Origin of the sequence: Burkholderia perseverans (genome assembly GCF_022870505.1) — a bacterium.
Classification (GTDB): domain Bacteria; phylum Pseudomonadota; class Gammaproteobacteria; order Burkholderiales; family Burkholderiaceae; genus Burkholderia; species Burkholderia plantarii.
On record NZ_CP045093.1, the window covers coordinates 2,570,477 to 2,594,874 of the forward strand.

The 24,398-nt window shown below is 70.8% G+C and carries 14 protein-coding genes; 2 read left to right on the plus strand and 12 right to left on the minus strand.

What is annotated here, in order from left to right; translation table 11 throughout:
* The first annotated feature begins 4 nt into the window (after positions 1-4).
* Positions 5-793, plus strand: coding sequence for an AraC family transcriptional regulator (locus BpN12_RS10605; RefSeq protein ID WP_246792510.1), 789 nt, complete (start codon positions 5-7; stop codon positions 791-793).
* Positions 794-1,113: 320 nt separating this feature from the next.
* Here BpN12_RS10605 and BpN12_RS10610 read toward each other — a convergent pair whose 3' ends face one another.
* From BpN12_RS10610 to BpN12_RS10655, 10 genes are all read right to left on the minus strand, one after another.
* Entirely contained in the window at positions 1,114-2,280 is a 1,167-nt protein-coding gene (locus tag BpN12_RS10610; RefSeq protein ID WP_246792512.1) for a glycosyltransferase family 4 protein, read from the minus strand.
* The gene (locus tag BpN12_RS10615) at positions 2,280-3,488 is read right to left on the minus strand and encodes a glycosyltransferase family 4 protein (RefSeq protein ID WP_246792515.1); all 1,209 of its coding nucleotides are present in this window, start codon (positions 3,486-3,488) and stop codon (positions 2,280-2,282) included. The genes BpN12_RS10610 and BpN12_RS10615 overlap by 1 nt, the downstream gene beginning before the upstream one ends.
* Entirely contained in the window at positions 3,485-4,969 is a 1,485-nt protein-coding gene (locus BpN12_RS10620; RefSeq protein WP_246792517.1) for a glucose-6-phosphate isomerase, read from the minus strand. The genes BpN12_RS10615 and BpN12_RS10620 overlap by 4 nt, the downstream gene beginning before the upstream one ends.
* A 13-nt stretch (positions 4,970-4,982) precedes the next feature.
* Positions 4,983-6,119, minus strand: a complete 1,137-nt coding sequence (locus BpN12_RS10625; RefSeq protein WP_246792519.1) for a glycosyltransferase family 4 protein — start codon at positions 6,117-6,119, stop codon at positions 4,983-4,985.
* 194 nt (positions 6,120-6,313) lie between these two features.
* Entirely contained in the window at positions 6,314-7,264 is a 951-nt protein-coding gene (locus BpN12_RS10630; protein ID WP_246792520.1) for a glycosyltransferase family 2 protein, read from the minus strand.
* Between the two features lie 38 nt (positions 7,265-7,302).
* Positions 7,303-9,528: a polysaccharide biosynthesis tyrosine autokinase gene (locus BpN12_RS10635; RefSeq protein ID WP_246794686.1), complete on the minus strand. Its 2,226-nt coding sequence runs from the start codon at positions 9,526-9,528 to the stop codon at positions 7,303-7,305.
* Between the two features lie 58 nt (positions 9,529-9,586).
* Positions 9,587-10,723 carry a polysaccharide biosynthesis/export family protein gene (locus tag BpN12_RS10640; RefSeq protein WP_246792522.1) on the minus strand — a complete coding sequence of 379 codons (1,137 nt, stop codon included), beginning with the start codon at positions 10,721-10,723 and terminating at the stop codon, positions 9,587-9,589.
* Positions 10,724-10,827: 104 nt separating this feature from the next.
* On the minus strand, positions 10,828-11,271 hold the full coding sequence (locus BpN12_RS10645) for a low molecular weight protein-tyrosine-phosphatase (protein ID WP_246792524.1): 444 nt from the start codon (positions 11,269-11,271) through the stop codon (positions 10,828-10,830).
* A gap of 28 nt (positions 11,272-11,299) precedes the next feature.
* On the minus strand, positions 11,300-12,733 hold the full coding sequence (locus tag BpN12_RS10650; RefSeq protein WP_246792525.1) for a UDP-glucose dehydrogenase family protein: 1,434 nt from the start codon (positions 12,731-12,733) through the stop codon (positions 11,300-11,302).
* Positions 12,734-12,819: 86 nt separating this feature from the next.
* On the minus strand, positions 12,820-14,196 hold the full coding sequence (locus BpN12_RS10655) for an undecaprenyl-phosphate glucose phosphotransferase (protein WP_246792526.1): 1,377 nt from the start codon (positions 14,194-14,196) through the stop codon (positions 12,820-12,822).
* A gap of 436 nt (positions 14,197-14,632) precedes the next feature.
* Here BpN12_RS10655 and BpN12_RS10660 point away from each other — a divergent pair, with 436 nt between their 5' ends.
* The gene (locus tag BpN12_RS10660) at positions 14,633-16,216 is read left to right on the plus strand and encodes a mannose-1-phosphate guanylyltransferase/mannose-6-phosphate isomerase (protein ID WP_246792527.1); all 1,584 of its coding nucleotides are present in this window, start codon (positions 14,633-14,635) and stop codon (positions 16,214-16,216) included.
* A gap of 263 nt (positions 16,217-16,479) precedes the next feature.
* Here BpN12_RS10660 and BpN12_RS10665 read toward each other — a convergent pair whose 3' ends face one another.
* Both BpN12_RS10665 and BpN12_RS10670 read right to left on the minus strand, forming a co-directional pair.
* On the minus strand, positions 16,480-17,640 hold the full coding sequence (locus tag BpN12_RS10665; RefSeq protein ID WP_246792528.1) for a transposase: 1,161 nt from the start codon (positions 17,638-17,640) through the stop codon (positions 16,480-16,482).
* A gap of 720 nt (positions 17,641-18,360) precedes the next feature.
* On the minus strand, positions 18,361-24,398 hold a 6,038-nt coding region (locus BpN12_RS10670), incomplete at its 5' end, for an autotransporter-associated beta strand repeat-containing protein (protein ID WP_246792529.1).

A 24,398-nucleotide genomic window follows, 5' to 3' on the forward strand; every position in this document is an offset into this window, starting at 1 on the left:
CACGATGCATCCGCGCCCCGCCGCCGGCCCGTCCGTCTCGCTGCGCCGCTATGGCGTGGCCGAGGCGTCGGACCTCCACGACTTCCATCAGGTCGTGCTCGGCGTGGACGGCACGATGGTGATGGCCGTCGACGGCGTGGCCGAGCGCATCGACGGCCGGCGCGCCTGGCTGATTCCGGCCGGCGCGCGCCACGACTACGCGGGCCTCGGCCCGAATCGTCAACTGGTGCTGGATCTGCCGGTGGCCTCGGTGGCCGTGCCGGAACGGCTGTTCGAACGCGCGCGGCCGTTCGTGCTGGCGCCGGCGCTCGGCGCGCTGGTGGATGAACTGGCGGGCGCGCTGGCGGACAAGTGCGCCGCGCACGGCGCCGGAGCCGCCGCCATGCCGGCGCCGTCGCCCCGGCTCCACTGGCAGGCCGCGACGCGGCTCTGCGAGGCGCTGCTCGGCACGCCGCCCGAACGCCGCGGCGGCGCCGGCCTCGATTTCGCGCGGATCGACCGCTGGCTGCGCGCGCGGCTCGCCGAGCCGCTGCGCGTGGCCGACCTGGCCGCGCATTGCGGCTTCGGCCCGCGCCGCTTCCATCAGCTGTTCGTCGAGGCGTTCGGCGAGACGCCGCATCGCTACCTGCTGAAGCTGCGGCTCGACGCGGCCGTGCTGCGGCTCGCGAATCCGGCCCACACGCTGGCCGCGATCGCGGCCGACGTCGGCTTCGCCGACCAGAGCGCGTTCACGCACGCGTTCACGCGCCGCTTCGGCATCGCGCCGGGGCAATGGCGCGCCGGGCGGCATTGAGGCCGCCGACGCGGCGCGTCCTCGCCCTCCTCCTTTCGCCGTCCCCTCGCCTTCCCAAGTCGTCCCGCCGTGGCAGGCTGTCCGCTTCCGTACGCCTGGAATTTTCCTGACGCAACGCAGCGCAACGCGCCCCGCCGCCCGGCTCGCGCGATCAGAACGCACTCCTTGGCATCACCGCGCATCGGGCAACCTCGTCCAGCCCGGAGAAACGGCTCGGAGAAACGGCCCGGAGAAACGGCCCGGAGAAACGGCCCGGAGAAACGGCCCGGAAAGACGGCCCGGCGGACGACCCGCCCGCCGGCCGAACCTCGCGCCCCGCCTCAACCCGCCCGAATCGCCTCGTCGTACACCTGCGCGACGCGCTTCGCGATCACGGCGTTGTCGAAGTGCTCGCGCGCATAGCGCCGGCACGCGTCGGCGTCGGGCAGCTTCAACGTGCCCGACAGCGCGCCTTCGAGCCCCTCGGCGATCGCCTCGGCGCCGGTGCCGCGCAGCACGAGATCGGGCGAGAGCCCCGAGACGGCCTCCGGCAGCCCGCCCACCGGCGTGACCAGCACCGGCGTGCCCGAGGCCAGCGACTCCACCGTGATCAGCCCGAAGCCCTCGAGCGCGACGGTCGGCACCACGCTGACGGTGGCCGCGCGGTACAGCGCGGCCAGATGCTCGTCGGGCACGAAGCCGAGCAGCTTGACGTGGTCGCCGAGCCCAGCGGCGTCGATGCGCTGCTGCAACTCCTCGGCGAGCCGCCCCTTGCCGGCGATCAGCAGCAGCACGTCCGGATGGCGGCGCCGCACCGTGTTCACGGCCTCGATCAGGTCCTCGAGCCCCATGCGCCGCACGAGCCGCCGCACCGCCAGCACGATCGGCCGGCCCACCGGCAGCTGCAGCTTGCGGCGCGCCTCGGCCTGCGTGATTGGCAGGTCGAACTGCGCGGTGTCCACGCAGCCGGGCACGATCCGCACCTTCTCCTGCGAGATGCCGTAGCGCGAGGTCAGGATCTCGCCGAACGCGCTCGACAGCACGATCAGCCGCGAGGCCCGCGCGTAGACGGCCTGCTCCAGGTAGCGCTTGGCGCGCTGGCCCAGCGAATCGGCGCCCTCCACCTGGCTCTCGTCGGCCCACGGCCCCTGGAAGTGCGAGACCTGCGGGATGCCACGCGTGACGTCGAGGCCCGGGAACGTGTAGAGCGCGAAGTGCGACGACACCACGTCGGGCCGCTCGTTGCGGATCACGTCGCGCAGCGCGCTGCGCGCGGCCATCATGCGGCGCGGCAGCGACTGCGAGGCCGGCCCGAAGCCGCGGATCGCGCCGCCGGTGTCGGCGGCCACGCGCCCCGAGCCGGCCACCACGCCACGCACGGCCACGCCGGCGCCGGGCAGCGCGCCGACCAGCGAGTAGTACATGCGGTCGAGGCCGCCCGCGCGTTCGGGGAACCAGTGCATGCCGATCTGCAGCGATTTGATCGTCGAGGGGGAAACGTCTTTCATCACAATGGCTCCTGCGTGGCGACGGGGGCGGGTCCGGCCACCGCGGCGGGGCCGGGCGCGCCGTGCGCCGATGATTGGGAAGACGGCATCAGCCGCCGGTACAGCGCGAGATACTGGGCGCCCATCTGCGCCCAGCCGAACTGGTCCATCAGTTCGCGGGCCGCGGCGCCCATTTCACGGCAGCGCTCGCGCGAGCGCGCCAGTTCGCCGATCGCGCCGGCCAGCGCGTGCGGATCGTCGGGATCGTCGAGCACCACGCCGCAGTCCGACGTGATGATCTCGGCACCGCCCGCGGTGCGCGCGGTCACCACCGGCAGGCCGGCCGCCATCGCCTCGAGCAGCGACAGGCTCATCGCCTCGTAGCGCGACGGGAACACGTAGGCGTCCACCGACGACATCAGCGTCGGCATGGTCTTCACCAGCCCGAGGAAATGCACGCGCCGCTCCAGCCCGAGCGCGCGCGCCTCGTCCGGATACGGGCTGCCGGGCAGGTAGCCGGCCACCGCCAGGTGGACGTGCTCGGGCAGCTTGGTGAGCGCCTTCAGCACCGTGCCGAGGTTCTTGCGCGGCGTGCGCAGGTCGCCCACGAACAGCAGCAGGAACGCGTCGTCGGGCAGCCCGTAGGCGGCGCGGTCGGGCCGCGCGCCGGCGAACGCGCGCGTGTCGACGCCGTTGTAGATCACGCCGACGCGGCTGCCGTCGATGCCGATCCGGCGAATCTCGTCGGCCACCTTCCCGGAGACCGCCACGATCGCGCGCGAGCGCCGGTAGGCCCAGCGTTCGAGCACGGTGTTGGCACGCGTGTAGACGTACTGGTAGGCCGACCACAGCCCCTTGGTCAGCGCGAACGGGTAATAGCGGCTCGCGAACCAGCCGCCGTGCACGAAGTGCGCGGTGTTCACGTCGGCGCGCACCCACGAGATGAAGCCGTTCACGTGCAGCACGTCGTATTCGGCGCGGTGGCGCGACAGCCACAGCGCGCTCTTCAGCGCGAACACCTGCTGGCGCAGCAGGTTGGTGGGCCAGAAGCGGCCCGGCTGGACCGGAATCCAGCGCAAGCGCGGATGCTCGAGCAGCTCCGGCGCGACGTGCGAGGCGACGAGCGTGACGTCGCACTGCTCGGCCAGCGCCGCGCGCGCGATCTCGTAGTTGACACGCCCCTGCCCGTCGTTGTGGCGTACCACGTGGGTGACGATGGCGATTCTCATTGGTCTACTCCCCGTATGCGTCCGGCGGCGGCTCGCTGGATCTTCTGCCAGTGCGACGCGGACAAGATCGAAAACAAACTCATGAACAGCAACGACCCTCCCGTACCGATCAGGGAGTTGGTGAAGACGAGCATCGCGAAGATCGAGATCGCGAGACTCACGCAGGCGGCCACGTACTTGTCCTCCTTGAGCCGGAACGACACGCGCAGCGCGCGCGCGAGCAGCCACAGCGTGCCGGACAGGTAGAGCAGCGTGCCGGGCCAGCCGAGCACGAACGGCACGTTCATCACGCCGCTGTCGAAGCTGCCGTATTTGCCGAGCTCGCCGCTGTCGCTCGACAGCTTGGTGGACGAGCCGGTCGCGCCAAGCCCCTCGCCGGCCACGTCGGTGAACGCGGTCTGCGCGAAGGTGGCGTAGAACTTGTTGCGATCGTCGTAGCTGCGATCGTCCTTGAGGTTGGTGATCGATTCGAGCCGCTGGCCGAGCCGGTCGGCCACCGGGCCGACGGTGAGCAGCGGCACCGACAGCCCGGCCAGCACCATCGCGCCCACCACCATGCGCACCCGCACGCGATTCGACGACTTGGCGAGCTGCACCGCGAGCGCGATCACCCAGCCGCCCCAGGTCGAGCGCACCAGGCACAGCATGAACGCGATGAAGCCGGCCGCGCCGGCCAGCCAGCGCACGCGCTGGGTGGCGGCCAGCATGAAGACCAGTGCGCCCATCATCGCGAACGCGAACGGCCCCGACGAATTCATGGTGCTGAACACGCGCACGCCGTAGGCCACCGGCTCGCCCTGCGAGGCCATCTGCGAGCCGACCATCCACAGCACGTCCCAGCTCGGCATGATGAAGAACTGCACCATCCCGTAGGCGCCCATCACCAGCATCCCCCAGATGAAGGTGGACATGATCACCTCGCGGTATTCCGGATAGTCGCGCGCGTTCACGGCGATGTGGAAGCCGATCAGCACCGGGTAGATCCAGTTCGCCAGGTCGTAGGTGGCAGCCAGCACGCCGGCCGACACCAGGCCGACCAGGTAGGCGTAGCCGAGCCCGAGCAGGATCATCAGCATCGGCAGCCCGCGCCGCTGCGCGAGCACGCGATAGTGGCGCAGCAGGCCGAGCCCCGCGATCATCGTGACGGCGAGCGGCGCGATCTGGATCAGGCTGGTGGGCGTGTAGGCGCCGCGCGACCAGTCGGCGAGGCGGCGCACCTCGGGGCCGAGGAACCACATCCACCAGAGGAAGCCGACGTAGCGCGCCGGGCTGCGGAAGTACAGCCACAGGCCGGTGGCGATCGACAGCGCCGGGAACGCGAGCGTGAGCACCGAGCCCTGGTGGGCCAGGATCAGCAGCGCGGTGATGGTCCAGAGGCCGGTCTGCGCGGCCCAGTGCTTCGGCTCGCTCAGGAAGCGGCGCGCGCGCTTGCGCGAGCGGGCCCGCAGGGGCGCGGCGGCGGGGACGGCGGGCGTACTCATGGCGGCGGCGGGCTCAGTTGGACGGCGTGCGCGAGTCGGCCAGCGGCAGCGGCGCGGCGGCGCCGGCCGGCGCGCGGCGGCGCTGCAGCAGCTCGCGCGTGATGCGCGCGTGCTGGGCGGCGAACTGCTCGGTGGTGAGATCGCGTTCGACCAGCCGCGTCGAGGCCGCGCGCGCGAAGCCGAGTGCGCGCTCGGGCTGCGCCACCATGCGATCGGCCGCGCCGCGCATCGCGCTCGCGTCGAAGGCCGGCACGTAGGCCGCGCAGTCGCCCGGGAAATAGTCGCGCAGGCCGCCCACGTCGCTCGCGATCATCGGCTTGCCCACCGCCGCCGCCTCCAGCATCACCGTGATGCCCGAGGCGTGATGGTTCGGCCGCAGCGGCACCACGATCACGTCGGCCCAGTCGTAGAACTCGCGCTGGCGCGCGATGCCCGACACCGAGGCGATCTCGACGTTGTCGCGATGCAGCTCGCGCGGAATCCGGCGCCGCGTGGCGAGCTTCACCTCGTAGCGCGGCAGGCCGCCGAACGCCTCGATCAGCGTGGTCCAGTCGCGGTCGCGGTCGTTGCCGATCGCGGCGATCCGCAGCGGCCGGTGCGGGGTCCAGGCCTCGGGCCGGCGCACCGGGAAATCCTGCGTGTTGAGCCCGTAGTAGACCTGCACCGCGTCGCGCTGCAGGTATTCGCGGCACAGCAGCGCGTTGTCGCGCGCGAGCGTGGTCAGCACGTCGGCGCGCGCCAGCAGCTTGCGGTAGACCCAGCGGCGCAGCACGCCGAACCGCGGCCAGCGGTCGAGCAGCCAGACGCTCTGCGCGAGCAGCAGCGCACGCGTGCCGCGCGCGCCGGCCAGCTTCAGCACCAGCGCGGCGGCCAGATGCTCCTGCTCGGTATGCGTCCAGATCACGTCGGCCGCCAGCAGCGCCTCGCGATTGCGCCAGGCGTGGATCGCGTCGAAGCCGAGCGCGGCCTTCAGCGCGCGCCGCGCGAGGCTGACGAAGCGCGACTCGCGCGCGTCGCGCGAATAGCTCATCGCGAACTCGGCCGATTCGGCATGGTGATAGCCGTACAGGCAGCCGATGTTGTCGCCGGGGCGATAGGTGCGCGGATCGGCGCCGTAGAACAGATGAACGTGGACGTTCGTGGCGGTCATGCGAGGGCTCCGGGTTCGGATGGTCGGGGGGCGCGCGGCAGCGGGCCGGGGCGCGTCGTGCCGGGGTGCGTCGCGTCGCGACGCAGCCGCGGCGACGGGCACGCGGCATGGCACGCCGCATCGCACACCCCAAGGCGGGCAACGGGGCGGACCAACGGCGGGCGGCTCACGCGCGGCTCCGGTCGGGCGTGGGCTCAGGCAGTCGCGAGCGGCTGGCTGCGCGCCGGCGTATCGCGGCGCGCGGCGCTCGCGCCCTGCCGCACCGCCCGCCAGCGTTCGCGCACGCGCGCGCCGTTGCGCGAGCCGAGCGACAGCACCACGTGCGCGAGACCCGGATAGACGCGCGTGCCGACGAACAGGTACCACCACCAGGCGATCTCGCGCTTCGGCTCGGGCAGGTGGTCGCGCAGCGTCAGGTGCAGGTTGTAGGCCGCGTTGACGATCGCGTTGCGCGAGGCGGCGTCGCGCCGGTCCTCGTCGAAGCGCTCGGCCGGGTAGTGGTCGACCGCCACCGCCGGGTCGTAGACGAGCTTCCAGCCACGCCGCTTCACGGCCATGCTGAACGCCATGTCGTTGTGGGTCTGCGCGCCGGCGCCGCGCAGCCGCGTGTCGAAGCGCAGCCCGTCGATCGCATCGCGCCGGTAGATCATGTTCGCGCCCTTCAGCATGTCCACCTCGCGCGCGCCGCCGACGCCGAGATGATGGTTGCCGACCAGCTTGCCCGACAGCGTGACGCGGCCGACCACCGGCCGCGTGTCGTCGATCATGCGGCCGCGCTCGTGAACCCAGTCGCGGCCGCCCAGCGCGCCGAGCCGCGAATCGGCGTCGAACGCGGCGGCGATCCGCTCGAGCCAGTCGGGACGCGGCGCGGCGTCGTCGTCGGTGATCGCCAGCACGTCGCCGCCGGAGCGTTCCAGGCCGCGATTGAGCGCGGCCACCTGGCCCGGCACCTCGATCGGGGCCACCGTGAGCGGCAGCGCGCCGCGCACCGCGGGGTCGGCCAGGCAATCGTGAGTCGCGACGTCGTCGGGGCGCGCCACGACGATCACCTCGTCGGGCGCGCGCCGCTGCCGTTGCAGCGCGATCAGGCAGCGCGCGAGGTCGGTGGGACGCCGGTAGGTCGGCACGAGTACGGAGAGTTTCATCGGATCGGATCCTCGTCGTGGTCGTGATTGGGTTTGCATCAGGCGCTCAGGTATTCGTGGACCGACGCATAGCCGCGGCCATAGCCGCGCGCGCGCGCCGGCACGCCGTTGAAGATGCCGCCCTGCACATGCACGCCGGCCGTGCGCAGGCGCTTGATCGAATCGCTGATCTCGCCCTCGGTATGCATGCCCGAGCGCAGCACCAGGAAGGTGGAGCCGGCCAGCACGCCGAACAGGGTCGCGTCGGTGACGGCGAGGATCGGCGGCGAATCGACGATCACGGCGTCGTAGCGCTTGCCGAGCCCGTCGAGATAGAGCGCGAGGCGCGGCGACATCAGCAGTTCGGACGGATTCGGCGGACGCTGGCCGGTGGGGATGAACGACAGCCCCGGCACCTGGGTCTCGCGGATCGCCTCCTCCAGCGCGATCTGCCCGCTCAGCAGCTCGGACAGGCCGTTGCGGCGCGGCACGCCGAAATAGCGGTCGAGGCCGCCGCGGCGCATGTCGGCGTCGATCAGCAGCACCCGCTTGCCCGAATGCGCGAGCAGCGCGGCGAGGTTGACGGTCAGGAAGCTCTTGCCGATGCCCGGGGTCGGGCCGGTCAGCACCATCACGCGATTCCTGGCGTCCATCAGCGCGAACTGCATCGCGGTGCGCAGGCTGCGCAGGCTCTCGACGCTGAGGTCCTTCGGCCGCGCGACGGCCAGGATCGGCCGCATGTCGCTGCCGCTCTTCTTCGCCTCGGCATCGAGCCGTTCGAGTTCGACGCTCTTCGGGATCAGGCCGTACATCGGCAGGTTGAACATGCGCTCGACGCGCTCGGCGTCCTCGAGGCCATGGAACATGTTGCGACGCAGGAACACCACGCCGGTGCCGACGATCAGGCCGAGGATCACCGCGGCCGACAGGATCAGCACCTTCTTCGGCTTGACCGGCACGCCGGGGCGCAGCGCCGCGTCCACCAGGCGGATGTTGCCGCCGGTGCCGGCGCGCTGCACCGACAGCTCCTGCACGCGATTCAGCAGCAGCACGTAGATGTCCTCGGCCACCTTGGCGTTGCGCTGCAGCGCCACTGCCTTGACCTCGGTGGCGGGCAGGCTGCGGAACTTGTCCGAATACTTGTCGCGCTCGTGCTGCAGTTCGGCGAGCTGCTTGTTGGCGGCCACCACCATCGGGTGCTCGGGCGTGAAGCGCTGCTCGAGCGAGGCCAGCTGCAGGCGCTGCGCGGCGATCTGCTGCTCGTACTGGATGCTGCCCTCGAGGTAGACCTTCGCCTCGTCACTCGCGTTGATCGAGCCCGAGGTGCTCTGGTAGTCGGTCAGCGCGGCCTCGGCGCGTTCAAGGTCGGACTTCAGGCGCGGCTCCTCGCTCTTCAGGAAGTCGAGCATCCGGTTCGCCTCGGCCTGCTTGCTGTTCACGTGCTGATGCAGGTACGACTGCGCGAGCGCGTTGGCGATCATCGCGGTCTGGTCCGGATCCTTGCCTTCGAGCGAGATCTGGATCACGCCGGTCTGCTTGCCCTGCTCGGCCACCTGGATCGCCGACTGGAACGCCGTGATCGCGTCGAGATCGTTCTGGCGCACCACGATGAACTGCGTGCCGGGCCGCGCCACCAGCTTGCTGACCGTCAGCGCCACGCCGTTGCCCTCGTCGCGCTCGCCCACGCGCCCGCGCAGCAGCAGGCCGCCGTCCTCGTTGGCGAGCGTGTAGGTGCCGTTCGCGCCGGCCGTCAGCGTGAGCTTCTTGCCTTCCAGCGCCTGCGTCACGTCGATCGAATCGACCACCGCCGATTCGCCGCCCCACGCATACGAGGTCAGGCCGAACCACGGCGCGGCGAGCTTGCCCGGCGTGGCGAGGCGCGCGGCGATCGAACCCAGCAGCGGGAACGTGTTCGGCGTGACCGAGAAGTTCAGCTTGCACTGCTCGACCACCGGGCCGACCACACCGCGGCTCTTGATGATCTCGATCTCGGCGTCGGTGGCCGGGGTGGCCGGCCCGCTGTTGATCATGGCGCCCGTCTGGGTCTGCGTGAGCGCCTGGGACGTGTTGTCCGCGGCCTCGACCCGCACGTGCGCGTCGGCGGAATAGATCGGCTTCGCGAGGTAGCAGTAGACGCCCGCGAGCGCGACGATCAGCGCCGCGATACCGAGCAGCAGCCAGATGTCGTCGAGCACGACCTGGATCAGCTGGCCGAGGACGACATCCTCGTCGTCGGGCTTCGCGGCGAGATCCGCGTAGGGGTGTTTGACTTGCGTATTCACGATGGCTTGTCCGCTCCAGGTTCGGTCGCCGGCATCGGGTGCGATGCCGGCACGGTCCAGATCAGCGCGTGATCTGCTTCATGTAGTAGACCGACTGGATCGTCGGGAAGATCTGCTGCAGCAGGCGGTTGAACTCGACCGACGCCGCCGTGCCCACGTAGACCACGTCGAGCGGCTTCAGCTGGAAGCGGCTCGACAGCATCAGCGCGTCGGGCTGCGTCATGTCGAGCCGGTAGATGTCGGGCGAGTCCGGCTTGTCCTGCATGTCGCGCAGCACCAGGATCTGGCGCGGGTTGGCATCGGTATCGAGAATCCCGCCGCCCGCGGTCAGCGCGTCGGCGATGGTCAGGCGCCCCTTGAGCATCGGCACCGTGGCGGGCGTCTTCACCTCGCCCATCACGAAGATGCGGCTGTCGCTGCGGTCCGGCACGTTGACCACGTCGCCCGGCTGCAGCATCACGTTCTGCGCCGCGTCGCCGCGATCGAGCATGGCGTTCGCGTCGAGCACGTAGAACTTGCCGTCGCGCGTGAGCCGCACGCGCTGCAGGTCGGCCTCGGTGGTCGAGCCGCCCGAGCGCGTGATGGCGTCCACCAGGCGCAGCGGCACGTCGGTGATGGCGAGCGGCCCCGGGGTCTTGACCTCGCCCGTGACCTGCACCTTCTGGCTGCGGTACGACAGCACGCGCACGTCGATCTGCGGATCGCGCACGTACTTCGCGAGCCGCGTGGACAGCTCGTCGCGCAGCTGCTGCGCGGTGCGGCCCGCGGCGCGCACGCGGCCGACGAACGGGAAATAGATGGTGCCGTCGGCGCCCACCGTCTGGCCGTAGGGATCGGCCTGGCCCGGCAGCGCGTTGGTGTACGGCTGCTGCAGCGCGCCGGCGATGGTCTGGGTGGTGTTGCCGCCCGCCGAGAACGTCTGGCCCTGCGGCGTGGTCAGCTCGGGGTGGTCCCAGACCGTCACGCCGAGGATGTCCTGCGGCTCGATCCGGTACACGTACTGGTTCGGATCGCTGAACATGTCGGGCGGCAGCGGCCGCTCCTTGTGCTGCGCGAGCGCCTGCGCCACCACCAGCTGCGGCGTGATCAGCCTGACGTTGTAGTGCGTGTCGGGCGTGGGATCGTGATCGTCGAGGCGCGCGGTGTTGATGTAGTTGCCGGGCGCCGTCGAGCAGGCGGCCAGCAGCAGCGCCAGCATGGCGGGCGCGGCCCGGCGGGTGGCCCAATGAGCGGCGCGGGAGGCGACGCGGGGGGTGGTGCCATGAGCGAGGCGGCGCGCGGGATCGCGCGGAAACGGGCGTTTTAGCATAGTTTGTGCAGCCATCCTTGGACCAGACGTTCGATCAACCGGCAGCTTTCGCGGTACGCGGATTCGCTGCCGCCGTGCGGATCGGAGATTTCCGCGTCTTCCCATTTGCCGAGCAGGAATACCTTGCCGCGCGCGAACCGGTCCACCGATTCGATCGCGTCGATCTGGTGACGCTCGGTGGCGAGCACCAGATCCGCGTCGCGCACCAGCGCGCTGCTCAAGCGGCGCGAGCGGTGCGTCGAGGCGTCGACGCCGCGCTCGGCCAGCAGCGCCTGCATCACCGGATCGATGCCGTCGCCGTCGTTGGCGTCGATGCCGGCCGAATGGAACGCGCAGCCCTCGCCGAGCGCGTCGCGGCCGTGCGTGCGGAACAGGATTTCGGCGGTCGGGCTGCGGCACACGTTGGCGTGGCAGACGATCAGCACGTTGTGGAACATCGGTTCTCCTCCTCTCGGTTGGCGCCGCTCAGAGGCGGACCTCGGCGGCCGGGCGACCGCTGCCGCCAATGCCGGCCGCCGCGGCCGGCGCGCCGCGCTGCGCGCCGGCGCGGCCGATCGCGTGGTATTCGATGCCGAGCTCGCGCATCGCGAGCGGCTCGTACAGGTTGCGCCCGTCGAAGATCACGGGGGTCTTCCAGCGCGCGGCCAGCGCCGCGAAATCGGGGCTCTTGAACGCGGTCCACTCGGTGACGATCGCGAGCGCGTCCGCGCCGTCGGCCGCGTCGCCGGCATCCTCGGCGAAGCTCAGGCGCGCGAGCTGCGCGGGCGCGCCGGCCAGGTCGAGCGCGAACACGCGGCGCGCCTCGGCGGTGGCCACCGGGTCATAGGCGGTCACCCGCGCGCCGCGCGCGAGCAGCTCGCCGATCAGCGCGCGGCTCGGCGCCTCGCGCATGTCGTCGGTGTTCGGCTTGAACGCCAGGCCCCACACGCCGAAGCGGCGCCCGCTCAGGTCCGCGCCGAAGCGCGCGACGATCTTCGCGGCCAGCACGTGCTTCTGCGCGGCGTTGACGTCCGACACCGCACGCAGGATCCGCAGCGACTGGCCGCTCGCGTCGGCGGTGCGGATCAGCGCCTCGACGTCCTTCGGGAAGCACGAGCCGCCGTAGCCGGCGCCCGCGTACAGGAAGTGGTAGCCGATGCGCGGGTCGGAGCCGATGCCGCGCCGCACCGCCTCGATGTCGGCGCCCACGCGGTCGGCGAAGTTGGCCAGCTCGTTCATGAACGAGATGCGCGTGGCCAGCATCGCGTTGGCCGCGTACTTGGTGAATTCGGCCGAGCGCACGTCCATGTAGAGCGTGCGCTCGTGGTTGCGGTTGAACGGCGCGTAGAGCTTCTTCATCAGCTCGCGCGCGCGCTCGCCCGGCACGTCGTCGTCGCAGCCGATCACGATCCGGTCGGGCCGCGCGAAATCGTCGATCGCCGCGCCTTCCTTGAGGAACTCCGGGTTCGAGACCACCGAGAACATCGTGTCGGCGCCGCGCGCGGCCAGCTCGGCGGCCACCGTCGCGCGCACGCGCTCGGCGGTGCCGACCGGCACCGTCGACTTGTCGACGATCACCTTGAAGCCGGTCATGTGGCGGCCGATGTTGCGCGCCGCGGCCAGCACGTACTGCAGGTCGGCCGAGCCGTCCTCGTCGGGCGGCGTGCCCACCGCGATGAACTGCACATCCCCATGCGCCACGGCCGCCTCGACGTCGGTCGAGAAGCGCAGCCGGCCCGCCGCGCGGTTGCGCGCGATCAGCTCGGCCAGGCCCGGCTCGTGGATCGGCACGCCGCCGTCGTTGAGGATGCCGATCTTCACGGGATCCACGTCGAGGCAGAACACGTCGTGTCCGATGTCGGCAAGGCACGCGCCCGTGACGAGGCCCACGTAGCCGCTGCCGATGATGGTCAGATTCATTTGTCAGCCTTTGCGGCCGTTGCCGGCCGTCACTCGTTGATCGGTCAATCGGGAAAAACGGAAAACGGGAAAGCGAAGCGCCGCGCTCAGTACGCGTTGCTGCCGGTGAAGCCCTTCCAGAGCGTCAGCACGACGATCTTGATGTCGAGCCAGAACGACCAGTTCTGCATGTAGTACAGATCGAGCTTGACGCGGCCGGACATCTTCTCGACGCGGTCGGTCTCGCCGCGAAAGCCGTTGATCTGCGCCCAGCCCGTGATACCGGGCTTGATCCGGTAGCGGAACATGTAGCCGCGCACCAGATCCTTGTAGATGTCGTCGTGTTCGAGCGCGTGCGGGCGCGGGCCGACCACCGACATCTCGCCCTTCAGCACGTTGATGAACTGCGGCAGTTCGTCGAGGCTGGTGCGCCGCAGGAAGCGGCCGATCGGCGTGATCCGGGAATCGTTCTTGCGCGCCTGCGTGACCTGCCCCTTCGCCTCGGCGTGGACTTTCATCGAGCGGAACTTGTAGATCCGGAACTCGTGGCCGTCGATGCCCTTGCGGGTCTGGCGGAAGAACACCGGCCCCGGCGAAGTCAGCTTGACGAGCGCGGCGATCAGCAGCATCAGCGGCGAGAGCATGGCCAGCGCGGCCAGCGCGAACATCCGGTCGAACACGAATTTCGGCAGGATCCGCACGTCGGTGATCGGCGAGGCGGCCAGGTTGATGGCCGGCACGCCGAGCAGTTCGACCACCTCCTGGTTGAAGAACGACAGGCTGCGCACGTCGGGAATCAGGCGGATATTGACGAAGTCATGCTGAAACTCCTTCACGATCCGGTGGATCTGCTGCTCCTCGGTGATCGGCAGCGTCAGCCACAGCTCGCGCAGGTAGCGGCCGCGCACCAGCCGCACCAGCTCGGAGAAGCGCCGCTCCACCGGCACGCCGTCGAACTCGCGCGTGTCCACCCTGCCCGTCACGTCGAAGATGCAAGACGGCGTGAAGCCGGCCTCGGGGCGCGCGCGCATCTGCGCGATCAGGCGCCGCGTGTCGCCGGTGTCGCCGACCAGCCCCACCACCTTGTGGTTGTAGCCCTCGCGGCGCAGGCGCCGCAGCACCCAGTGGACCGACGCCTTCGAGGCCACCAGCAGCGCGGCCGTCACCACCGCCCAGTAGCCGAGCCAGAGCCGCGACAGCTCGCCGGAGTGGTGGAAGCTGAAGCTCATCAGGATCCCGGCCATCTCCACCACCAGCCAGGCCGTCGCCACGCGCCACAGCAGCGAGCGCACCGGCTTGCCGCGCCACGACTGGTAGATGCCGAAGGCCGGGAAGAACGCGACGATCAGCATGCCGTTGAACAACACCATCGACCGCTGCAGATCGTCGAGCGCCACGATGCCGCCGCGGTGCAGCCCGGCCGCGACGAGCGCGCCGGCCACCGCCATCGCGATATCGATCACTCTCGCCAACACGCTCAACATGGGTTGCTCCTTCGCCTGACAGATGGTCGGATCGCAGCGCGGGACGAGGCCGGGCGGGAGCCGGCTCGTCTGCTGCAGGTCCTATTGAAGCGGCAAGAATATTGTTGCTGCAAGTGCGCAAGTATTTCTAAAAATATTCGGAATTTATTACGCTTTTGGCGTGAATTTTTCTCGGCACAATTTTCCGGATTTGAACATGTTGCGTATCGGCCAAAGCCGGCCTCCTGACTGAAATTCTTTTTTAATCAATGCCCGGCGATTCATCGGATCCTATTTTTTACATTTTCTTACCGATCGAATTTTGATGTTTCGGTCCGCGTCACTTTTTATTTTTCGTAGAAATTGTTTGATGTTGCGGTGCGGAATTCCGGTTTTTATCGCCATTAATGACGTGTTAAAAACTGGACGACCGATCCACGTTTTCGAGGAGTACACGATGAATCCTCCCTCCGTCGTCGGCCTCGCGCCGAACGCCGCCGCCGTGTCGTCCGCGGCTCCCGCCTCCGCCCCCACCGCCGCGCCCGCGAGCGTCGCGGCCCAGGGCGCCGCGACGGCCGCCCGCGTGGCCGTGCAGCCGGTGGTGCTGGCGGGCGGTTCCGGCACGCGGCTCTGGCCGATGTCGCGTGAACAGTTCCCGAAACAGCTGATCGGCCTGCTCGGCGACGAATCGCTGCTGCAGTCGACCACGCGCCGCCTCGAAGGCTATGACGGTGATCATCCGGTCTCCGAACGACTGATGGTGGTGTGCGGCGACGATCACCGCTTCACCACGGCCGAGCAACTGCGCCTGGTGGGTAAGGACGCGTCGATCGTGCTCGAGCCGTTCGGCCGCGACACCGCGCCGGCGCTGACCATCGCGGCGCTGCGCGTGGTCGCCGAGCAGGGCGACGCGGTGATGACGGTGATGCCGGCCGACCACGCGGTGGCCGATCTCGCGCGCTTCCAGGCCTCGCTCGACGCCGGCATCCGCCACGCGATGCAAGGCCGGATCGCCACCATGGGCATCCTGCCGACGCACGCCGAAACCGGCTACGGCTACATCCGCGTGGGCGGCGTGATCGACGCCGGCGGCGAAGGCGCGGTGGAAGTGCGCAAGCTCGCGCGCTTCGTCGAGAAGCCGCATCTGGAGCTCGCGCAGCAATACGTGAGCGCCGGCGACTACTGGTGGAACAGCGGCATCTTCATCGTGCGCGCCTCGGTCTGGCTCAAGGCGATCCGCCACTTCCAGCCCGCCATCCACGAAGCCTGCACGCAGGCGGTCGCGCTCGGCGACGACGACGGCACGTTCTTCCGCCTGCACCGCGAGAGCTTCGCGGCCTCGCCGGCGAACTCGATCGACTATTCGGTGATGGAGCCGCTCGTCAACGCGCCGGACGTCTGCGACAGCGTGGTCGTGCCGCTCGACGCGGGCTGGTCCGACGTCGGCTCGTGGGACGCGCTCTGGCAGATCTCCGAGAAGGACGAAGGCGGCAACGTGGCGCGCGGGCCGGTGATGCTCGAAGGCGCGGCGTCCACCTTCGCGCACTCCGAGGGCCGGCTGATCGCCTGCGTCGGCACCCGCGACCTGATCGTGGTGGAAACGCCCGACGCGGTGCTGGTGGCCGACAAGGCGCACGTGCAGGACGTCAAGAAGATCGTCGGCCGCCTGAAGGGCGATGCGCGCGTGGAGGCGTCGAACCACCGCAAGGTGCATCGCCCGTGGGGCCACTACGATTCGGTCGACATGGGCGAGCGCTTCCAGGTCAAGCGGATCGTCGTGAAGCCGGGCGCGCAGCTCTCGCTGCAGATGCACCACCACCGTGCCGAGCACTGGATCGTGGTGTGCGGCACAGCGCGCATCACGCGCGGCGAGGACACCTTCCTGCTGTCCGAGAACGAATCGACCTACATCCCGCTCGGCGTCACGCACCGGCTCGAGAACCCCGGCAAGATGCCGCTCGAACTGATCGAGGTGCAGTCGGGGTCGTATCTCGGCGAGGACGACATCGTCCGCTTCGACGATACCTACGGCCGCGGCTGATCGCGCCCCGCTCGCCGAACGTCTCCCTTTCCTTCCGTTTCACCCGCACCGCCGCCCGCGCCCTCATCGACGCGGGCGGCGGTGTGTCATGGCGCGGCCGGACAATCCGTTTTCGCGGGCGTCCGGACGATCCCGGCGCGGCGGCTCCCCTTACCCGTTTTCCGCTCGAAAAAAAATCGAAAAAAAAGCGCCGGCCGCCCGAAGGCGCCGGCGCCGTGACCGAGTACCCGGCCGTTCGTCATGAACGGCCCCCGTCAGGCTCCCTAGCCGACCTGGTAAGCGAATTCGCGATACGCAAGCTCGTGCGCGCGCGCCGCGGCGTCGGCCAGCTCGAGGCGGCGCTCGCCGATCAGGTGCCGGGCCACCTGGCGGTCGGCCGCCAGTGACGGCAGTGTCGCGAGCACGGCGCTGGCCGGGCGCACCACGCGCATCTGCGGCGGCAGCGCCTGCGCGGCGGGGGCCGGCGCCTCGTCGGGAGCGGTGGTGGCCTCGGCGGCCAGGTGCTGGTCCACCCACTCGCGCCCCCAGGCGATCGCATGACGCTCGGCCGCCTCGGGGTCGGAGAAGCGCGGGCCGATCAGCCCCGAGCGCTCGATGCGGCGGCCGTCGCAGGCGATCTCGGCCCAGGCGCGGTACATCATGTTCTGCACCGGCTGCGCGGTACCGTACAGCGTATAGCCGCGATACGACTCCGATTGCGGCGCGACGGTGGCGAAGCGCACCGACATCGGCCGCGCGTGCTCGCCATGCTCGGCCGGGTCGGTCGGGTCGGCTTGACCGGCCTGCGCTTCGGTGCCGGCCTCGCTCGCAGCCGGCTCGAGGCCGGCGGCCCGGGTGGCCGGCCGGGTCGCTTCGGCGGCAGCCGGCGCCGTCAGCGCGGACGACAGCGCGTGGGCGGCGTGGACCTGGCGCGCGACGGTCTGCATGGTCTGCATGACCCCGGCCACCGGCGGCGCGTCGTGGACCACGCGATGCACGGCGCCGCCCTCTTCATCGTCCTCGTCGTGCCAGTCGGCGGCATCGGCCACCGGCAGGCGCCATGACTCGGGGTTCTGCCAGAACACGCCGCGCAGGCGGTCGTGGTTGGCCACCGGCTCGGCGCGCGGGGTCGGCGCGACGAGTTCGGGCGGCGGCGGCACGTAGGCGAAGCTGCGGCCGCTCATCTCGCCGAGCATCGCCACCATCTCGCCGAGCGTGCCGCAGGCGAGCCACTCCTCGAAGCGGCGGCGGCAGGTCGGACCCGACGGATAGCGGCCGGGCAGCTTCGACCACGGCTCGCCGGTGGTCAGGATCCACAGGATCGCGTTCGCCACCACGCGCGTTTCCGCGCGCGGACGGCCACGACGGTTCAGCCGGATCGGCTCGTCCGCGATCAGTGTCGACACGCGTGTCCATTCTTCATCGCTCAGCTCATCGAAGAACATAGATATCTCCACAACGCAGCCAGGCCGGGGCTGCGATCGAGGCGACATGATCGGGGCATGCGGGATGCACGATCATGGCCGGGTTGCACATTGGACGATTACCGGTGTGCCGCGTCGATGCATTGCGCACTGAAGCAGTGCCGCGATTCACGACGCCGATGCACGAAACCGCTTTTTAGAGGGGATGCGGAATTTAATGTGCATGAAGCATACCACCATCAGGGTTTATCTCAATATGACAATCTCGCATTGTTACCCACTGAAACAAGAGATCCTCACGGCCCCTTTCAATCAATCCAACTGCCCTTGAAATATCTGTCAGAATCTCCGAAAACCCTTGCTGGAAAAGACTTCCCCTTACGTCACATTTGCTTACGTTTTGTTGCAGCTGGTGCTAAATCCGGACGCAAGGCACGATTTTCCGATTGATATTCACAATCGGTAAATTATCCAAAAATTCTATAAAGAATATCGAATTGAATTGCATTCTATGCAATCCATTTCACCTGCTAATGACGCCGGCGAGCGCGTCCGGGATGACCGGTTCAGCGGCCCGCGCGACACGCGCGCAACGGAAGGCTTTCGGGAAGACGATGGAGGGGGCCGGCGCAGGATGGGAGGCAGGCGCAATGCGCTGCCGGGATGCGCTGCCGGGATGCGCTGCAGACAAGGCGCCCTCCGTCCCCACGCGCGGTGCGTGAAGACGGAGGGCGATGACACTCAGAACTTCCAGAGCAGGTTGCCGAGCACCGCGTTGTCGCGCACGCCGCCGCCGTACTGGCCGCTGTAGGTCAGGCCCAGCGAAAGCCGCTGCGTCAGGCTCGCGTCGAGGCCCAGCTCCATCACCGCCGCGTCGCGCGCGATCGGCACGCCGGCCACCTGGAACGACGCGCCGCCGCCCGTGAACGCGAACGTCGAGCCCGGCGTGGTGGCGCCGAACGCGTGGCGCCAGCCGGCCATCGCGCGCGCCGTGAGGCTGCCCTTCGCCAGCAGGTTGAGCTGGGTGGCCGCGCGCACGCCCGCGGTCGAGAAGCCGATGCTGTTCGACTCGCCGGCACTCTGCAGCGCCGCGGCGCCGCCCGTCTCGCTCATCGCGTCGGTGTGCAGGTTCACGTAGGCCAGCCCGGCGAACGGCTCGAACGCGAGCGCGCCGGCCGGCAGCGCGTAGCCGACCTCGCCGAACACCTGCGCGGTCTGCGCGTTGACGCCGCTTTGCGTGTGGTCCGAGAAGCCGGCGAAGGCCGGATAGCGGTCGCCGTCGATGCGGTGCCACGTGTAGGCCGCGCCGCCGCGCACGCCCAGCGGGCCGTACTGGCCGCCGCCGTACACCGACACCGAATAGCTGTCGGCGCTGGCCGACGACTGCAGGTCGTTGTCGAAGCTGCTGTGCGTGACGCCGCCCGCCACGCCGGCGCGCCAGTGTTCGTTGAGGCCGACGTCGGCGCCCGCGATGAAGCCCGTCATGCTGCGCGAGATGTCGGAGGCGTTGCCGTCGCCGGCCAGCCGGCTGCGGCCGCCAAATGCCTGGCCCCACACCACCGGCTGGTAGCGCGAGCCCTGGCAGCGCTGCTGCGCGGCCGCGGCGCCGGCCGGCCCGGACAGCACCGTGGTGGCGTCGCCGCACTGCGAGGCGCCGCCCGAGGCCAGCGCCGCGAGCGGCCCGCTGCCGGCCCCGAGGCCCTGGCGCAGGCGGTTGGTCACCGCATCGCGCACGTAGCGGCTGTCGGTCAGCAGCATGCTTTTGATGCTGGCGTAGAGCTCGCCGTCGAGCGCATCGTAGGCGCGCCGCGCGGTGGCCGCGTCGCTCGACAGCACCGTGTCGAACAGCGGGTTGCCGTTGCCGAGCGTGCCGATCGCGGCGGCCACGTTGCGCTGGTTGCTGGTGGCGGCCGCGTCCGTGAACGAGCTGCCGTTCGGGATCAACTGCAGCAGCACGCGGTTCGCGTCGTAGCTGAGCAGCGGCCGGAGGAACGCGAGGTTGCTGGTCACGCCGCTGAACACGCCGTTCAGGCCGCCGCCCGCGTCGACGATCGTGTAGCGGGTGGCGGGCGAATAGATGCCCGCGTTCGCCAGCACCTGCACCGTGCCGCCCAGCAGCTGGGCGCTGCCGGTCGCGGCGAGCGCGCCGCTCTGCTGCGGCGTGGCCGCCACCTGCAGCGTCGAGCCCGGCTGGAACGTGACGCTGCCGGCCACGTTCAGCGCCGCGCCGGGCTGGCTCGCGGCCGCCGTCGCGCCGCTGCCCACCACCAGGCCGCCGATCGTGCCGGTGCCGGTCAGGGTCGCGCCGCTGTTTACCGTGACGATGGACTGCGCGAGCGAGCCGGTCACGTTCAGCGCGCCGGCGGCCACCGTGGTCGGGCCGCTCAGCGTGTTGTTGCCGGCCAGTGTCAGTTCGCCGGTGCCGGACTGCGTGAGCGAGCCGGTGCCGGAGATCAGGCCGGCGAAGCGCAGGCTGTCCGCGCGCGCGAACACCAGCGCGCCGTTGTTCGCGACGTCGCCGGTCAGGCTGCCCGCGCTGCCGCCGTCGCCGACCTGCAGCGTGCCGCCCGAGATCGTGGTGCCGCCGCTGTAGGTGTTCTCGCCCGTCAGCGTCAGCGTGCCGGTGCCGCTCTTGGCCAGCGAGCCGGCGCCCGTCATCACGCCGGCGTAGCTGCCGCCGCCCGCCACCTCCAGGCTGCCGGTGCCGGTGTCGATGACGCCGGCCGCGGCGCCGTTCAGCGCGCGCAGCGTGATGCGCGTGGCGCCGAGCAGCAGCCGGCCGCCGTTGACGGTCAGCGCGCCGTCGCCGAGCGCCTGCGCGTTGCCGAGCGCGATCGAGCCGGCGTTCAGCGTGGTGCCGCCGCTGTAGGTGTTGCCGCCATTCAGCGTCAGCGCCGCGTCGCCGTTCTTGACGAGGCCGCCGGTGCCGGACACGGTGCCGGCCAGCGTCAGATCCTGGCTGCCGCCGATGGTGGCCGTGGTGTTCAGGTTCACGCCGTTGGCGAGCGTGACCGCGGTCGCGGCGTCGAGCGTCGCCGGGCCGTTCACGTTCAGCGCGCCGCTGCCGAGCGCGCCGTTCGAGCCGACCACCAGCGTGCCGCCCGTCAGCGTGGTGCCGCCGCTGTAGGTGTTGTCGGCGCCGAGCGTCTCGATGCCCGTGCCCGCCTTCACCAGCGCGCCGCCGCCCGTCAGCGTGCCGTCGAAACGCGTGTTGCCGGCGCCGCCGAGCGTGAGCGTGTTGCCGCCGAGGTTGACGGTCGAGCCGGTCCCGCCCGCGAGGCCGCCGATCGTCTGCGGCGTGGTCGCGCCGCTGATGTCGAAGGCCGCGCCCAGGCCCGCGAGCGTGACGTCGCCGGTCGCGGCGAGCGAGCCGCCCGCGCCGAGCGCGAGCGTGCCGGCGTCGATCGTCGTGCCGCCGGTGAACGTGTTCGCGCCCGTCAGCGTGGCCGTGCCGGTGCCCTGCTTCGTGATGCCGGCCGTGCCCGCGATCGCGCCGCCGAACGTCTCGCTGCCGGCGTCGCCGAACATCAGGCCGTTGGCACCGAGGTTGACGCTGGTGCCGGCCGCGCCGCTCAGCGCGCCGAGCGCCTGCGGTGCGCCTGCGTCGCTGATGTCGAAGGCTGCGCCCGCGTTCGCGAGGTCCAGCGCCGAGCCGCTTGCCAGCGAGCCGCCCGCGCCGAGCGCCAGCGTGCCGGCGTTGACGGTCGCGCCGCCCGTGAACATGTTCGCCCCCGTCAGCGTGGCCGTGCCCGTGCCCTGCTTCGTGATGCCGGCCGTGCCCGCGATCGTGCCGCCGAACGTTTCGTCGCCGGCATCGCCGAACGTCAGGCCGTTGGCACCGAGGTTGACGCTGGTGCCGGCCGCGCCGCTCAGCGCGCCGAGCGTCTGCGGCGCGCCTGCGCCGCTGATGTCGAAGGCCGTGCCCGCGTTCGCGAGATTCAGCGCCGAGCCGGCCGCCAGCGAGCCGCCCGCGCCGATCGCGAGCGTGCCGGCGTCGATCGTCGCGCCGCCGGTGAACGTGTTCGCGCCCGTCAGCGTGGTCGTGCCCGTGCCTTGCTTCGTGATGCCGGCCGTGCCCGCGATCGTGCCGCCGAACGTCTCGTTGCCGGCATCGCCGAACGTCAGGCCGTTGGCGCCCAGATTGACCGTGGAACCGGCCGTGCCGCTCAGCGCGCCGAGCGTCTGCGGTGAGCCTGCGCCACTGATGTCGAAGGCCGCGCCCGCGTTCGCGAGATTCAGCGCCGAGCCGGCCGCGAGCGAGCCGTTGCCGGCCAGCGCGAGCGTGCCGGCGTTGACGGTCGTGCCGCCCGTGAACGTGTTGGCGCCCGTCAGCGTCTCGGTGCCCGCGCCCGTCTTCGTGATGCCGGCCGTGCCCGTGATCGCGCCGCCGAACGTCTCGCTGCCGGCGTCGCCGAAGCTCAGGCCGTTGGCGCCGAGGTTGACCGTCGTGCCGCTCGCGCCGCTCAGCGCGCCGAGCGTCACCGGCGCGGTCGCGCCGCTGATGTCGAAGGCCGCGCCCGCGTTCGCGAGGTTCACGCCGGTGCCGGCCGCCAGCGAACCGCTGCCGGCCAGCGCGAGCGTGCCGGCGTCGACGCTCACGCCGCCCGTGAACGTATTGGTGCCCGTCAGCGTTTCGGTGCCGGTGCCCGTCTTCGTGATGCCGCCGGTGCCCGCGATCGTGCCGCCGAACGTTTCGTTGCCGGCATCGCCGAGCGCCAGGCCGTTGCCGCCGAGATTCACGGTGGTGCCGGCCACGCCGGTCAAGCCGCCGATCGCCTGCGGCGTGGTCGCGGCGCTGATGTCGAAGGCCGTGCCCGCGTTCGCGAGGTTCAGCACCGAGCCGGCCGCGAGCGAGCCACCCGCGCCGATCGCGAGCGTGCCCGCGTCGATCATGGTGCCGCCCGTGAACGTGTTCGCGCCCGTCAGCGTCGCCGTGCCCGTTCCCTCTTTCGTGATGCCGCCGGTGCCCGTGATCGCGCCGCCGAACGTCTCGTTGCCCGCATCGCCGAACGTCAGACCGTTGCCGCCGAGGTTGACGCTGGTACCGGCCGCGCCGGCGAGCGCGCCGATCGCCACCGGCGCGCTCGCGCCGCTGATGTCGAAGCCGGCGCCCGCGTTCGCGAGATCCACGCCGGTGCCGGCCGCCAGCGAACCGCTCCCGGCCAGCGCGAGCGTGCCCGCGTCGACGCTCACGCCGCCCGTGAAGGTATTGGCGCCCGTCAGCGTTTCGGTGCCGGCGCCCTGTTTCGTGATGCCGCCCGTGCCGATGAGCGTGCCGCCGAACGTCTCGTCGCCGGCGTCGCCGAACGTCAGGTGGTTGCCGCCGAGCGCCACCGTCGAATCGGCCGCGCCGGACAGGCCGCCGATGGTCTGGTTCGCGCCCGCGTTGGTGATGTCCAACACGGTGCCCGCGTTCGCGAGGTTCACGCTCGAGCCGGCCGCGAGCGAGCCGCCCGGGCCGAGTGCCAGCGTGCCGGCGTTGATGGTCGCGCCGCCCGTGAACGTGTTCGCGCCCGTCAGCGTCTCGGTGCCGCTGCCCTGCTTCGTGATGCCGCCGGTGCCCGCGATCGTGCCGCTGAACGTCTCGAAGCCGGTGCCGCCGAACGTCAGGCCGTTGCCGCCGAGGTTGACGCTCGTGCCGGCCACGCCCGACAGCGTGCCGATGGTCTGGTTCGCGCCCGCGCCGCTGATGTCGAACGCGGCGCCGGCGCTGGTCAGCGCGACGTCGCCGGTGGCCGCGAGCGAGCCGCCCGCGCCGAGCGCCAGCGTGCCCGCGGCGATCGTGGTGCCGCCCGTGTAGGTGTTGGCGCCCGTCAGCGTCTCGGTGCCGCTGCCCTGCTTGACGATCGCGCCGGTGCCGCCGATCGCGCCGCCGAAGCTCTGGCTGGTCGAGTCGCCGAGCGTCAGCGTCTTCGAGCCGAGCGTGACGGTGGTGCCGGCCGCGCCCGCCAGCGCGCCGATCGTCTGGTTCGCGTTCGCGGCGCTGATGTCGAAGCCCGCGCCCGCGTTCGCGAGATCGACGTGGTTACCGGCCGCGAGCGAGCCGTTGCCGCTGATCGCGAGCGTGCCGGCGTCGACGGTCGCGCCGCCCGTGAACGTGTTCACGCCCGTCAGCGTTTCGGTGCCGTTGCCCTGCTTCGTGATGCCGCCGGTGCCGGAGATCACGCCGCCGAAGCTCTGGTCGCTCGCGTCGCCGAACGTGAGGCCGTTGCCGCCGAGCGCGACCGTGGTGCCGGCCACGCCCGACAGCGCGCCGATCGTCTGGTTCGCGCCCGAGCCACTGATGTCGAAACGCGAGCCCGGCGCGCCGAGGTTCAGCGCGCCGTCGGCGGCCAGCGAGCCGCCAGCGCCGAGCGCCAGCGTGCCGCCGACGATGGTGGTGCCACCGGTGTAGGTGTTGGTGCCCGTCAGCGTTTCGGTGCCGCTGCCCTGCTTGACCACGCCGCCGGTGCCACCGATCGTGCCGCCGAACGTGTGGCTGCCGGCATCGCCGAACGCGAGGCCGGTCGAGCCGAGCGAGACGCTCGAGCCGGCCGCGCCGGCCAGCCCGCCGATGGTCTGCGGCGCATTCGCGCCGCTCAAGTCCAGGCTGGTGCCCGCGTTCGCGAGGTTGACGGTGCCGGTGCCCGACAGCGAGCCGTTGCCGCCGATCGCGAGCGTGCCCTCGTTGATGGTGGTCCCGCCGGTGTAGGTGTTGGCACCCGTCAGCGTTTCGGTGCCGCTGCCCTGCTTGACCACGCCGCCGGTGCCGCCGATCGTGCCGCCGAACGTGTGGTCGG

What these genes read in the sequence shown, in the direction of transcription:
- BpN12_RS10605 (WP_246792510.1), top strand. Translation starts at nt 5, where the DNA reads ATGCATCCGCGCCCCGCCGCCGGCCCGTCCGTCTCGCTGCGCCGCTAT.
- BpN12_RS10610 (WP_246792512.1), bottom strand. Translation starts at nt 2,280, where the DNA reads ATGAAAGACGTTTCCCCCTCGACGATCAAATCGCTGCAGATCGGCATG.
- BpN12_RS10615 (WP_246792515.1), bottom strand. Translation starts at nt 3,488, where the DNA reads ATGAGAATCGCCATCGTCACCCACGTGGTACGCCACAACGACGGGCAG.
- BpN12_RS10620 (WP_246792517.1), bottom strand. Translation starts at nt 4,969, where the DNA reads ATGAGTACGCCCGCCGTCCCCGCCGCCGCGCCCCTGCGGGCCCGCTCG.
- BpN12_RS10625 (WP_246792519.1), bottom strand. Translation starts at nt 6,119, where the DNA reads ATGACCGCCACGAACGTCCACGTTCATCTGTTCTACGGCGCCGATCCG.
- BpN12_RS10630 (WP_246792520.1), bottom strand. Translation starts at nt 7,264, where the DNA reads ATGAAACTCTCCGTACTCGTGCCGACCTACCGGCGTCCCACCGACCTC.
- BpN12_RS10640 (WP_246792522.1), bottom strand. Translation starts at nt 10,723, where the DNA reads ATGCTGGCGCTGCTGCTGGCCGCCTGCTCGACGGCGCCCGGCAACTAC.
- BpN12_RS10645 (WP_246792524.1), bottom strand. Translation starts at nt 11,271, where the DNA reads ATGTTCCACAACGTGCTGATCGTCTGCCACGCCAACGTGTGCCGCAGC.
- BpN12_RS10650 (WP_246792525.1), bottom strand. Translation starts at nt 12,733, where the DNA reads ATGAATCTGACCATCATCGGCAGCGGCTACGTGGGCCTCGTCACGGGC.
- BpN12_RS10655 (WP_246792526.1), bottom strand. Translation starts at nt 14,196, where the DNA reads ATGTTGAGCGTGTTGGCGAGAGTGATCGATATCGCGATGGCGGTGGCC.
- BpN12_RS10660 (WP_246792527.1), top strand. Translation starts at nt 14,633, where the DNA reads ATGAATCCTCCCTCCGTCGTCGGCCTCGCGCCGAACGCCGCCGCCGTG.
- BpN12_RS10665 (WP_246792528.1), bottom strand. Translation starts at nt 17,640, where the DNA reads ATGTTCTTCGATGAGCTGAGCGATGAAGAATGGACACGCGTGTCGACA.